Below are 12,760 nucleotides of genomic sequence, written 5' to 3' on the forward strand. Positions count from 1 at the left end.
AGCGAGCTTGCTCGCGAACCAGCCCAGCCATTGGAGCTGCCGGGAAATCCGTTCGCGAGCAAGCTCGCTCCTACAAAAGAGTCGAACTCAGTCCTTCACCTTCAGATCCAGCGCCAGATCGCGGGCGGCCTTGGTCGCCAACACACCCATCAGCTGGCCGATCTCGTCCTGGCGGCTGCTGGCGCTGGTCGGGCCGCCGGCCATCATCACGCTGGGCACCGGCGCCTGGGCGGCGGCCTCGGCCCATACCTTGTTGATGGCGATCAGTGCATCGAGCTTGGGCTGCAGCGCGCCGTCCGCCTTGATCACCGCTTCACGGGCGTAGGCATCGGCGTCGGCGGTGATCTTGGTGGCCTGGGCGGTCACGGCGGCCTTGTCGCGCAAGAGTTCAGCGGTCTGTTTCTCGATCTCGGCGCGCTGCTTCTCGCGCTCGGCGTTGATCACCGCCAGTTGCTTGTCGGTTTCCGCCTGGGTGGTGCGCTCGATCTGGTCGCGCAGGGTTTCCTGGCGCTTGGCTTCCACTTCCTTCTCGCCGCGGGCGGTGACCAGCAGCTTCTCTTCCTCTTCCTTCAGGCGGTTCTGGCGGGCCACGGCCAATTCGGCCAGGGCCTGCTGGACCTTGACCATGCGCTGCTTGTACTGCGGGTTCGGGTCGACGTTGGTGATGCGTGCTTCCACCACTTCCACACCGAACTTGCGGAACTGCTGCTGCTTGCGCACCGGGATGCCCTTGGCATCGGTGACCTTCTCGGTGACGAACTGGCTGGCGTTGTTGTCGCCGAAGCTGCCCTGTTCGGTGCCGGCCTGCAGGATGGCGGTCTGGTGGGGCAGGGCGCCGCGGGGGCCGCGGACTTCCTTGCGCTTGATCAGGTACAGGCCATCGTTGAGCTGGTTCTCGAACTCGGCGGCGAATTCGCTGCGGGCGCCGGCGTAGTAATCGTCGGCGCTCATCAGCGAGGCAGTGGCCTGCAGGGTTTCCTTGATCGCCGGAACCAGCGCGGTGCGGATGAAGTTGTCCGGGTTGCGGTATTCCTGGGCCATCTTCAGGAAGGAGTCGCCACCGGGCAGACGGAAGCGTGCCGAGGACTCGACCTTGGCGTCGACGTTGCCGAGGAACACGATGGGGAAGGCTTCGATGGTGGCGCCCAGGGCGTCGTTGTCGGGGTTGTTGTCGTTCTCGTCCATCACCAGGACGGACTGCACGCTGATCGCCTTCTTCCAGGTGGTGGCGCGGCCAAACCACTTGGTGGCGTAGCCCACGTCGTCGACGATCTTCTCTTCGCCGAAGATGGTGCGCACGTGGGTCATGTAGCCGGCTTCGTTATAGAAGAAGACCCCGTTGAACAGGATGAAGCCGACGGCGGCTATCGCGAGCGGTGCGGCGGCATATTTGATGAGACTTTCCTTGGAGAGCAGCATGGTTCTTCCTTGAGTGAGCAAAGCGGCGATGCTGCGCAAGGCCGCCGGTGGCGGTCAAGAGGAAACATCTGACAGTGCGTGTAGGTTGGCGCTGGAAGGCCACCATGCTGGCGGCCGGTGCTCTCAGAGCGGGAAGGGGGCCTGCTGTAGTCCCTGGTCGTCCGCTTCCAGGGCCCAGCCCTGGCGGTCCCAGTCGCCGAGGACGATGCGTCGGGCGGGGCGCCCGTCGATCTCCAGTTCGTGTACGGCCGGCCGATGGGTATGGCCGTGGATGAGGATGCGCACGCCCTTGTCGCGCATGATCTTCTCGACCTCCGCCGGGGTGACGTCGACGATCTCGCTGGCTTTCATGCGCGTCTGCGCGCGGCTTTCCTTGCGCAGCTTGCGCGCCAGCTTGTGGCGGGTGGCCAGGGGCAGGTTGCGCAGGATGAACAGGGTCAGCGGGTTACGCAGCCAGCGGCGCAGCTTCATGTAGGCCGCGTCGAGGGTGCACAGGCTGTCGCCGTGCATCAGCAGGACCTTTTCGCCGCCCAGGTCGATCAGACTCGGGTCGCGCAGCAGGGTGCAGCCGGCCTCGCGGCAGAAGGCCTTGCCGATCAGGAAGTCGCGATTGCCGTGCATCAGGTAGATGCGTGTGCCGCTATCGGACAGTTCACGCAGGGCGCGGGCGATGGAGTGCTGGAACTCGTCCATGCCGTCGTCGCCGATCCAGGCTTCGAAGAAATCGCCGAGGATGTACAGCGCTTGCGCGGTGCGGGCGCGGGTGGCGAGGAAATGCAAGAACGCCCGGGTGATGTCCGGGCGTTCCGCTTCGAGATGCAGGTCCGAGATGAACAGGACGCTCATCGACTCACTCGCCGAGGATTTCGGCTTTCTCGATGATCACGTCGTCGGCCGGCACGTCCTGGTGACCCGAACGCATGGTGGTGGCCACGCCCTTGATCTTGTTGACCACGTCCATGCCGTCCTTCACCTGGCCGAACACGCAGTAGCCCCAGCCCTGAACGGTCGGTGCGCTGTGGTTGAGGAAGTCGTTGTCAGCCACGTTGATGAAGAACTGCGCGCTGGCCGAATGAGGCTCCATGGTGCGGGCCATGGCGATGGTGCCGACCTTGTTGCCGACGCCGTTGTTGGCTTCGTTCTTGATCGGCTTGTTGGTGCTCTTCTGCTTCATGCCCGGCTCGAAACCGCCGCCCTGGATCATGAAGTTGTTGATCACGCGGTGGAAAACGGTGTTGTCGTAATGGCCGGCCTTCACGTACTCCTTGAAGTTGGCCACGGTTTCCGGCGCCTTGTCGTCGAAGAGTTCGAGGGTGATATCGCCGAAGTTGGTCTGCAGTTTGACGGTGGTAGTCATCAGGGAATTCCGCTGGTTGGAAAAATCGAAGGCCTGTCAGGGGGTTGAGTCGGGTGGCGCCGGACCATTACTGGTCCGACGCCCCCTAAGAACCGTACGTGCGCCTTTCAGCGCATACGGCTCAAGCCTTTGCTAAACCCCTGGATGGGGCCGGCTTACTCACCTTTAGGCCACGTGCGTGGAGTCGTTGGTGACACTCGGGATGCAATAGTACCCGGTTTTCCAGGGAGTCATTACCACCTTGTGAGCGGTAGACGATGTGGTGGTCATGCCAACCAGTTTCCTTGGATATGGGGGTATTGCAAAGCACGCACAGACCGCGTTGTTGCGTGAAGAGAGTGGCGACCTGCGTGCGGTACTTCAGCTTATCCAGCATCCGAAGCATTCGCAGCTTTTCACCTTCCTCTTCGTGGGTCGGATCGAACGGGTTGTACTCCGCTCTGATCTTCTTGTGGCGCCTTACCTTCACTCCGGCGGACCGGAAGAGTTCGATTTCCCGTTTGTTTCCCTTTTCATCCACTACCGTGGTGGCGAACGCCCAGTTCCTGAGGCCTATGGTTCGGAAGTACCTCGCCCGAATCCATGTGAGCCCTTTCCTTGGATGTCGCCTTATTGCCCAACGCCATAGAGCTTTGAAGACCATGTGGTCCATCAGGCTGAACGCTCTTTTCGCGACTACGGGTTGGTGATACAGAGCCCAACCACGCAGTACCGGACTCAGCAGGCGTATGAGGTTCTCCTGCCGGGCCGTCTTGTTGTCGCTGATGATTTCCTTGACCTTGCGATAGAACGCCTTGACGTTCTTCTTGCTCGGTTTGATCAGGAGCGTCCGTTTTCCCTTTTTGGGGTACTTGCGGAAATTCCAGCCAAGGAAATCGAAACCACTGTCGATGTGGGTGATGCGGGTTTTCTCAGGTGAGAGTTTAAGTCCCCGTGTAGCTAGGAACTGCTCGACCCAAGGGCGAACCGTAGTCTCAAGGATCTCCTTGGATTGACCTGTGATGACGAAGTCATCCGCATATCGCACGACATTGATTTTCAGCGTTTTGGCTCGGGTCTTCCCCAGGTGTTGCTTCAGGGCAGACTCCAGGCCATCGAGCGCGATGTTCGCAAGGGTAGGGGAGATGATCCCTCCCTGCGGCGTGCCGGCTTCCGTTGCCGAGAGCTGGCCTTTGTGGACTACCCCTGCCTTCAACCACTTACGGAGTACCCGTTTGTCCATGGGGACGTTGCGGGTGAGCCAGTCATGATTGATGTTGTCGAAGCATCCTTCGATGTCGCCTTCAAGGACCCACTGTGGTGAGAACTCTTTGGAGAGACAGACAAATAGCTGACCCATTGCGTCGTGCGTGGAGCGCTCCGTCCGAAAGCCGTAGCTGTTCGGGTCGGCTTGCGTTTCAGCGATGGGGGCTAGTGCCAGCAGATACAGCGCCTGCATGGCCCTGTCCAACATGGTCGGAATGCCCAGAGGGCGTTCCTTACCATTGGCTTTGGGGATGTACACCCGTTTCAACGGGTGCGGTTGATATCCACGAGGCTCAAGCTGCGATGTAGCTGCAAATTTGGCTTCGGGTGTATCCCAGAGGACCCGGTCGACTCCCGCCGTTCGTTTTCCCTGGTTTTCGGTGACTCGCCGTACGGCCAGAAATCTGGCTGAGCGGGAGCGGGTCAACATCCGTTGGAGGCTTTTGACCTTCCGCCAGTTGTTTTCCCGACAAGCCTTCGCAATCCGTATCTGCGTTCCTCGGACGTTCCTCTGTACGCGACACCAGTCGATGTCGTGCCAATGCTGAGGGCCGTCAGGAAGCGCAGACACGGACAGTCCGTGTTCTTTCATGCTGCATTCCTCTCGGTTAAACCCGAGCGGAAGCCAATTGACCCCCGAGGGAGTGTTGGCTCCCGTCGGGATGATTGATGTGGCTGTTGTAAACCCGGAGGTTCACGGCCTTTGAGTGGGTTTGGAGCCGGTCGATCAGGCCTGCTGGGACGCCTGGAGGCGTTTCCATAAGGCTTTGACTTCTCGGATCGCACCTACCAATGGCGCGAAGTAGATGACTGGGGCTTGTTTTGCCGCCGAGATGATCTCGTGAGCGATGCCTTTCATCATTCCTCCTTGGTGCCCGTTCCCGGTAGGGAGGTGGGCTTGTATTGGCCACGTGTTGAGTGAGGTCAGTCAGGCGTCTTGCGACGTAAGACCATGTGGAAGTCTGCTCCCTTTCGGGCGGGGTGATGTTCCAACCCCTATCCGGTCCATTACAGCCCGGCTTTCGCTTTCTCCACAATCCCATACCCGCATAGCTATCAGTGTTCCTTGCGGTTCACCTGCCCGAAGGGCAGCTATACGGGCTTACCACGTTCCCTGATCTTCACACGACTGGTTTAGGGTCTGCCTTTTCACCGGGGGTGTTGTTTTAGCGACGTGCTCCCGAAGCCGACGAGAGCAACTGCACCCCAGTACCTTTTGGTCCCTGCCAATAGTAGTCGTAGGCAGGATCATAGTTACGGTGTTTATCAGCAGTTCACATGAGTTACCCGTGCCAGCCAGCCTAGCACCCAGACCCGGTACTACTCCGGGTCATCACCAGTCGCCTCGCGGTTTCTGGTGCCTTGCGGGGGTTACATTGTCGGAAGAGCTTTGCACCCCACCGTTGCCAGTGACGCACATCTTCCTAGGCTACTGCTAGTCGCATAACAGATCCGCTGCCACCTCGTACTGACGGTGGTTGGATAATGAGAGATCAGAGCAGGCGGCCCAGATAGGTCGCACCATGTCCCTATGTCGTCGCGACATTGAGGACAACGAGAGCATATGCCGATCTGATTGAGAGATATCCCTTGTGGGGAGTCTCCCCAGAAGGGTGGCGGTGGAGTGGTTTCCAGCTGCCTTTTAGCTCGGGTTTCCTGATCCAACTTAAATGTAAAAAGTTGTTTCAGGAGCCTGTTTTGAGAGCAAAGAGAGGGCGCACGGCCACCTTTTTGTCTCGATCCAACACCAGCCGGGAGCCATGAAATGACCCTGGGAGGGGGAGAAACCAGGCCGTTGCCTTTACAGAGTGCTGCTTGTTTTGGAATTCCAAACCCTTGAAATTCAAGGATTTGAGGACCAGGGTCAGCTACCCAGACCTACCGGGACACGCACATGCGTGTCGCACCAGCTTCGGCTATGATAAGCGCTTTGGTTTGGCTGGCCTACCCTGGCCGAACACCAGCATGATCAAGGACACCATGAGCAAGCCTACCGCCGATACTAAAGAAGCCACTGTTGCCGCCAACTTCCTGCGCCCGATCGTTGCGGCCGACCTGGAAAGTGGCAAGCACCAGAAGATCGTCACCCGCTTCCCGCCGGAGCCCAACGGCTACCTGCACATCGGCCACGCCAAGTCCATCTGTCTGAACTTCGGCCTGGCCAAGGAGTTCGGCGGTGACTGCCACCTGCGCTTCGACGACACCAACCCGGCGAAGGAAGACCAGGAATACATCGACGCCATCGAAGCCGATGTGAAATGGCTGGGCTTCGACTGGGTCGGCCCGGTGCGCTATGCATCCAGCTACTTCGACCAGCTGCACGCCTGGGCGGTGGAACTGATCAAGGCCGGCAAGGCCTTCGTCTGCGACCTCAACGCCGAGGAAATGCGCGCCTACCGCGGCTCCCTGACCGAGCCGGGCAAGAACAGCCCGTTCCGCGACCGTTCGGTGGAAGAGAACCTGGACCTGTTCGCCCGCATGAAGGCCGGCGAATTCCCGGACGGCGCCCGCTCGCTGCGCGCGAAGATCGACATGGCCTCGCCGAACATCAACCTGCGCGACCCGATCCTCTACCGCATCCGCCATGCCCATCACCACCAGACTGGCGACAAGTGGTGCATCTACCCCAGCTACGACTTCACCCACGGTCAGTCGGACGCCATCGAGGGTATCACCCACTCCATCTGCACCCTGGAGTTCGAGGATCATCGCCCGCTGTACGAGTGGTTCCTGGCCAACCTGCCGGTCCCGGCCCAGCCGCGCCAGTACGAATTCGCGCGCCTGAACCTGAACTACACCATCACCAGCAAGCGCAAGCTCAAGCAGCTGGTGGACGAGAAGCACGTCGACGGCTGGGATGATCCGCGCATGTCGACCCTCTCCGGCTATCGCCGCCGTGGCTACACCCCGGCCTCGATCCGCGCCTTCTGCGACATGATTGGCGTGAACCGCGCCGGCGGCGTGGTGGACATCGGCATGCTGGAGTTCGCCATCCGTGACGACCTGGATGCCAACGCCGGCCGCGCCATGTGCGTGCTCAAACCGCTGAAGGTGGTCATTACCAACTACCCGGAAGGCCAGGTCGAGAGCCTCGAGCTGCCGTGCCATCCGAAGCAGGACATGGGCATGCGCGTGCTGCCGTTCAGCCGCGAGATCTACATCGACGCCAGCGATTTCGAAGAAGTGCCGCCGGCCGGCTACAAGCGCCTGATCCCGGGTGGCGAAGTGCGCCTGCGCGGCAGCTACGTGATCCGCGCCGACGAGGCCATCAAGGATGCCGAAGGCAACATCGTCGAACTGCGCTGCAGCTATGACGAGAACACCCTGGGCAAGAACCCCGAGGGCCGCAAGGTCAAGGGCGTGATCCACTGGGTGCCGGCTGCCGAGAGCATCGAGTGCGAAGTGCGCCTGTACGACCGCCTGTTCCGCTCCGCCAACCCGGAGAAGTCGGAAGAGGGCGGCAGCTTCCTCGACAACATCAACCCGGACTCCCTGGTCGTGCTCAAGGGTTGCCGCGCCGAGCCGTCGCTGGCTGGCGCCACTCCGGTCGATCGCTTCCAGTTCGAGCGCGAGGGCTATTTCTGCGTCGACTCGAAGGATTCCAGGCACGGCGCCCTGGTGTTCAACCGCACCGTGACCCTGCGCGATTCGTGGGGGCAGTGAGGCATGGCTGACTTGCAGATCTACAGCACGCTGTCCAAGACCAAGGACGCTTTCAAGCCGCTGGTCGGCAACCAGGTGCGCATGTACGTGTGCGGCATGACCGTCTACGACTTCTGCCACATCGGCCATGCCCGTGTGATGGTGGCGTTCGACGTGATCGCCCGCTGGTTGCGCCATCGCGGCTATGACCTGACCTACGTGCGCAACATCACCGACATCGACGACAAGATCATCCGTCGTGCCCAGGAGAACGGCGAATCGTTCGAAGACCTGACCGCCCGCATGATCGCCGCGATGCACGAAGACGAGGCGCGCCTGTCGGTCCTGCGGCCGGACATCGAGCCGCGCGCCACCGGCCACATCGCCGGTATGCACGAGATGATCCAGACCCTGATTGACAAGGGCTACGCCTACGCGCCGGGCAACGGCGACGTCTACTACCGGGTCGGCAAGTTCGCCGGCTACGGCAAGCTGTCGCGCAAGAAGATCGAGGACCTGCGCATCGGTGCGCGGATCGAGGTCGACGAATCCAAGGAAGACCCGCTGGACTTCGTGCTCTGGAAAGGCGCCAAGCCCGGCGAGCCGAGCTGGGAATCGCCCTGGGGCGCCGGTCGTCCGGGCTGGCACATCGAGTGCTCGGTGATGTCCACCTGCTGCCTGGGCGAGACCTTCGACATCCACGGCGGCGGTCCGGACCTGGTGTTCCCGCACCACGAGAACGAGATCGCCCAGAGCGAGGCGGCCACCGGCAAGCTCTACGCGGCCAGCTGGATGCATGCCGGCGCGGTGCGCGTGGACGGCGAGAAGATGTCCAAGTCCCTGGGCAACTTCTTCACCATCCGCGAAGTGCTGGAAAAGTACCACCCGGAAGTCGTGCGCTTCCTGCTGGTCTCCAGCCACTACCGCAGTCCGATCAACTATTCCGAAGACAACCTGAAGGAAGCCAAGGGCGCGCTGGAGCGTTTCTACACCGCGCTGCGTGGCTTGCCGCAGGTGGCCGCCGAGGGTGGCGAAGCCTTCGTCGAGCGTTTCGCCGCGGCGATGGACGACGACTTCGGTACGCCGGAAGCGGTTGCCGTGCTGTTCGAGATGGCGCGTGAAATCAACCGTCTGCGTGATAGCGAGCCGACAGCGGCGGCTGCTCTGGCGGCGCGTCTGCGCGAGCTGGCCGGCCTGCTGGGTGTGTTGCAGCTGGATGCGGACGCGTTCCTCCAGGCTGGCGCGGCAGGAAAGGTCGATGCTGCGCAGGTCGAAGCGCTGATCCAGGCGCGCCTGGATGCCCGCGCGGCGAAGAACTGGGCCGAGTCCGACCGCATCCGCGACGAGCTGACCGCGCTGGGCGTGGTGCTGGAAGACGGCAAGGGCGGTACTACCTGGCGTCTCGCCGAGTAAGCGCTCCTTCGGAAATGAAAAAGGCCGCTGATCAGCGGCCTTTTTCTTGTGCGCGACGAACTCAGGTGTGCAGATGTTCGGCGGCGTACAGGGTGTTTTCCAGCAGGCAGGCGCGGGTCATGGGGCCGACACCGCCCGGAACCGGGGTGATCCAGCTGGCGCGCTCGGCGGCCACGTCATATTCCACGTCGCCCACCAGCTTGCCGTCAGCCTGGCGGTTGATGCCCACGTCGATGACGATGGCGCCTTCCTTGATCCACTCGCCCTTGACCAGGCCCGGCTTGCCGGCGGCCACGACCACCAGGTCGGCACGGCGCACGTGGTCGGCCAGGTCGCGGGTGAAGCGGTGGGTCACGGTGACGGTGCAGCCACCCAGCAGCAGTTCCAGCGCCATGGGGCGACCGACGATGTTGGAAGCGCCCACTACGACTGCATCCATGCCGTACAGGTCGACGCCGGTGCTTTCCAGCAGGGTCATGATGCCCTTCGGGGTGCAGGGGCGCAGCAGCGGGATGCGCTGGGCCAGGCGGCCGATGTTGAAGGGGTGGAAACCGTCCACGTCCTTGTCCGGGCTGATGCGCTCCAGCAGCTGGGAGGCATCGAGGTGGGCGGGGAGGGGGAGCTGGACCAGAATGCCGTCGATGGCGGGATCGGCGTTCAGGCGGTCGATCAGGGCCAGCAGCTCTTGCTGGGTGGTGCTGGCGGGGAGGTCGTACGCCTGGGAGAGGAAGCCTACCTCTTCACAGTCCTTGCGCTTGTGCGCGACATAGACCTGAGAGGCGGGGTCGCTGCCGACCAGGATCACAGCCAGGCCGGGGATGCGCAGTCCTTGCTGGCGGCGTTCATTGACGCGTTGGGCAATCTGCTGGCGGAGGCTGGCGGCGATCGCTTTGCCGTCGATCAGTTTTGCAGTCATGTCGGGGGGATAACCATTAAGGCGGGTGAAAAGATGGCGCGCATTTTCGCACGCTGCCTTCATAAGGCAAAGGCGGGCACCCTCGATTTGCCGTAACTCCTTTATCTCTTTGAATTTTTTTTAAAAAAATTGTTGACGAGGTATGGGCGCATCGATAACATGCGCCCCGCTTGCCGAGCACAGCCCGAAGCGAAAGCAGAAGGTGGTGCAAACCGGTTCAGTGGTTTCCACTGATCTGCTAAGCAAGGGTTGCAGCCACTAAAGCGCCCGTAGCTCAGCTGGATAGAGCATCCGCCTTCTAAGCGGATGGTCGCAGGTTCGAGTCCTGCCGGGTGCGCCATGTGGCGTTCGGTACAAGCATGTAATATGGTGGGCGTAGCTCAGTTGGTAGAGCACAGGATTGTGGCTCCTGGTGTCGTGGGTTCGATTCCCATCGTCCACCCCATATTCCGAAGCGCCAGGCCTAAAGCCTGGCGTTTTCGTTTCTGCGGTTCCCTGCGGACGTGGTGAAATTGGTAGACACGCTGGATTTAGGTTCCAGTGGCGCAAGCTGTGAGAGTTCGAGTCTCTCCGTCCGCACCATCTTCTCTCCATTAGCTCTCGCATCCGTGAATTCCCGCAGCTTCCGGTCTTGGTGACTTCTGCATTTCTAGCTACTAGAATGCTTGCCCTTGATTCTGGGAGCCGGGAGGACCGGCTTACGTCTGTGCCACGAGGAATATCCATGCAAGTTTCCGTTGAAAGCACCTCCGCTCTTGAGCGCCGCATGACCGTTGGCGTGCCGGCCGAGCGCATCGAGACCGAAGTCAACAAGCGTCTGCAGCAGACCGCTCGTCGCGCCAAGGTTCCCGGCTTCCGTCCCGGCAAGGTGCCGATGAGCGTCATCCGCCAGCGCTACGAAGCCTCCGCTCGTCAGGAAGCTCTCGGTGACCTGATCCAGGAAACCTTCTACGAAGCCGTGGTCGAGCAGAAGCTGAACCCGGCTGGCGCTCCTTCCGTCGAGCCGAAAGTGTTCGAAAAGGAGAAGGGCCTCGAGTACGTCGCTACCTTCGAAGTCTTCCCCGAGTTCCAGGTTGCCGGTTTCGACGGCATCAAGGTCGAGCGCCTGCAGGCCGAAGTGGCCGACGCTGACCTCGACAACATGCTGGACATCCTGCGCAAGCAGAACACCCGTTTCGAAGCCGTTGACCGCGCCGCTCAGAACGACGACCAGGTGAACATCGACTTCGTCGGCAAGATCGACGGCGAAGCCTTCGCTGGCGGTTCCGCCAAGGGCACCCTGCTGGTGCTGGGCTCCGGCCGTATGATCCCGGGCTTCGAAGAAGGCCTGGTCGGCGCCAAGGCCGGTGAAGAGCGCGTTCTGAACGTGACCTTCCCCGAGGACTACCAGAACCTGGACCTGGCCGGCAAAGCCGCCGAGTTCGCCGTTACCGTCAACAGCGTCGCCGAGCCGAAGCTGCCGGAACTGAACGAAGAGTTCTTCGCTCTGTTCGGCGTGAAGGAAAGCACTCTGGAAGGTTTCCGCACCGAAGTTCGCAAGAACATGGAGCGCGAACTGCGTCAGGCCATCAAATCCAAGGTGAAGAACCAGGTGATGGAAGGTCTGGTCGAGACCAACCCGATCGAAGTTCCGAAGGCCCTGATCGGCAACGAAGTCAACCGTCTGCGCGTGCAGGCCGTCCAGCAGTTCGGCGGCAACATCAAGCCGGACCAACTGCCGGCCGAACTGTTCGAAGAGCAGGCCAAGCGTCGTGTCGTGCTGGGTCTGATCGTCGCCGAGCTGGTCAAGCAGCACGAGCTGAAGGCTGACGAAGCCCGCGTTCGCGAAATGATCGAAGAGATGGCTTCCGCTTACCAGGAACCGGAACAAGTTGTTGCCTGGTATTACAAAAATGACCAGCAACTTAACGAAGTTCGCTCGGTTGTACTGGAAGAGCAAGTTGTAGATACTGTCCTGCAGAAGGCCAATGTGACCGACAAGCAGGTATCCTACGAAGACGCGGTCAAGCCTGCTGAAGCTCCGCAAGCGGCCTGATCCATCGCTTCGTTCGATTGTCACAAGCCAGCCTTCGGGCTGGCTTGTGCGTCTATAGAGACATGACTTTTTATTAGGGAGTGATCGTCGGACATGCATAATCCTTATATGCCGCAAGTTCCGAACATCCAGGCCGCGGGTGGTCTGGTGCCGATGGTGGTGGAGCAATCCGCCCGCGGTGAGCGTTCCTACGACATCTATTCGCGCCTGCTGAAGGAGCGGATCATCTTCCTGGTCGGCCAGGTCGAGGACTACATGGCCAACCTGGTGGTTGCCCAGCTGCTGTTCCTCGAAGCCGAGAACCCGGACAAGGACATCCACCTCTACATCAACTCCCCGGGCGGCTCAGTGACTGCCGGCATGTCGATCTACGACACCATGCAGTTCATCAAGCCCGACGTGTCCACCATCTGCGTGGGCCAGGCGTGCAGCATGGGTGCCCTGCTGCTGGCCGGCGGCGCCGCTGGCAAGCGCTACTGCCTGCCGCATTCGCGCATGATGATCCACCAGCCTCTGGGCGGCTTCCAGGGGCAGGCCTCGGACATCGAGATCCACGCCAAGGAAATCCTCTTCATCAAGGAGCGCCTGAATCAGGTGCTGGCGCATCACACCGGCCAGCCGCTGGACGTCATCGCCCGCGACACCGACCGCGACCGCTTCATGAGCGGCGAAGAGGCGGTCAGCTATGGCCTGATCGACCAGGTCTTCACTCAGCGTCCTTCCGCCAGCTGAG

General features: G+C 61.3%; 10 protein-coding genes and 3 tRNA genes. 7 read left to right on the forward strand and 6 right to left on the reverse strand.

Features of this window, described 5'->3' with window-relative positions; all coding sequences use genetic code 11:
- Nucleotides 1-87: 87 nt before the first annotated feature.
- From ACAW63_RS15735 to ACAW63_RS15755, 5 genes are all read right to left on the reverse strand, one after another.
- Nucleotides 88-1,419 carry an SPFH domain-containing protein gene (locus tag ACAW63_RS15735; RefSeq protein ID WP_371226631.1) on the reverse strand — a complete coding sequence of 444 codons (1,332 nt, stop codon included), beginning with the start codon at nt 1,417-1,419 and terminating at the stop codon, nt 88-90.
- Nucleotides 1,420-1,542: 123 nt separating this feature from the next.
- On the reverse strand, nt 1,543-2,265 hold the full coding sequence (gene lpxH, locus ACAW63_RS15740) for a UDP-2,3-diacylglucosamine diphosphatase (protein ID WP_371226633.1): 723 nt from the start codon (nt 2,263-2,265) through the stop codon (nt 1,543-1,545).
- 4 nt (nt 2,266-2,269) lie between these two features.
- The gene (locus ACAW63_RS15745; RefSeq protein ID WP_371226635.1) at nt 2,270-2,776 is read right to left on the reverse strand and encodes a peptidylprolyl isomerase; all 507 of its coding nucleotides are present in this window, start codon (nt 2,774-2,776) and stop codon (nt 2,270-2,272) included.
- Nucleotides 2,777-2,897: 121 nt separating this feature from the next.
- On the reverse strand, nt 2,898-4,613 hold the full coding sequence (gene ltrA, locus ACAW63_RS15750; protein ID WP_031638171.1) for a group II intron reverse transcriptase/maturase: 1,716 nt from the start codon (nt 4,611-4,613) through the stop codon (nt 2,898-2,900).
- A gap of 135 nt (nt 4,614-4,748) precedes the next feature.
- Nucleotides 4,749-4,880 (reverse strand): hypothetical protein, encoded by a 132-nt coding sequence (locus ACAW63_RS15755; protein WP_259364453.1) that lies wholly within the window; start codon nt 4,878-4,880, stop codon nt 4,749-4,751.
- A 1,121-nt stretch (nt 4,881-6,001) separates the two neighbouring features.
- Here ACAW63_RS15755 and ACAW63_RS15760 point away from each other — a divergent pair.
- Nucleotides 6,002-7,684: a glutamine--tRNA ligase/YqeY domain fusion protein gene (locus tag ACAW63_RS15760; RefSeq protein WP_371234686.1), complete on the forward strand. Its 1,683-nt coding sequence runs from the start codon at nt 6,002-6,004 to the stop codon at nt 7,682-7,684.
- Between the two features lie 3 nt (nt 7,685-7,687).
- On the forward strand, nt 7,688-9,076 hold the full coding sequence (cysS, locus tag ACAW63_RS15765; RefSeq protein ID WP_371226638.1) for a cysteine--tRNA ligase: 1,389 nt from the start codon (nt 7,688-7,690) through the stop codon (nt 9,074-9,076).
- Between the two features lie 61 nt (nt 9,077-9,137).
- Here the strand turns inward: cysS and folD are convergent, their stop codons facing one another.
- Nucleotides 9,138-9,992, reverse strand: coding sequence for a bifunctional methylenetetrahydrofolate dehydrogenase/methenyltetrahydrofolate cyclohydrolase FolD (folD, locus tag ACAW63_RS15770; RefSeq protein ID WP_331314146.1), 855 nt, complete (start codon nt 9,990-9,992; stop codon nt 9,138-9,140).
- Between the two features lie 263 nt (nt 9,993-10,255).
- On the opposite strand from folD, the gene ACAW63_RS15775 reads away from it, so the two are divergent.
- From ACAW63_RS15775 to clpP, 5 genes are all read left to right on the forward strand, one after another.
- Nucleotides 10,256-10,332, forward strand: a tRNA-Arg gene (locus tag ACAW63_RS15775).
- Between the two features lie 29 nt (nt 10,333-10,361).
- Nucleotides 10,362-10,437, forward strand: a tRNA-His gene (locus ACAW63_RS15780).
- A gap of 52 nt (nt 10,438-10,489) precedes the next feature.
- Nucleotides 10,490-10,574: transfer RNA gene (locus ACAW63_RS15785), tRNA-Leu, on the forward strand.
- 142 nt (nt 10,575-10,716) lie between these two features.
- Nucleotides 10,717-12,027, forward strand: coding sequence for a trigger factor (gene tig / locus ACAW63_RS15790; protein WP_370601313.1), 1,311 nt, complete (start codon nt 10,717-10,719; stop codon nt 12,025-12,027).
- A gap of 93 nt (nt 12,028-12,120) precedes the next feature.
- Complete coding sequence (clpP, locus tag ACAW63_RS15795) at nt 12,121-12,759, forward strand: ATP-dependent Clp endopeptidase proteolytic subunit ClpP (protein WP_041711910.1); 639 nt, start codon at nt 12,121-12,123, stop codon at nt 12,757-12,759.
- Nucleotide 12,760 lies beyond the last annotated feature (1 nt).

It is taken from the genome of Pseudomonas sp. QE6, from assembly GCF_041379005.1.
In the GTDB taxonomy this organism is placed as follows: domain Bacteria; phylum Pseudomonadota; class Gammaproteobacteria; order Pseudomonadales; family Pseudomonadaceae; genus Pseudomonas.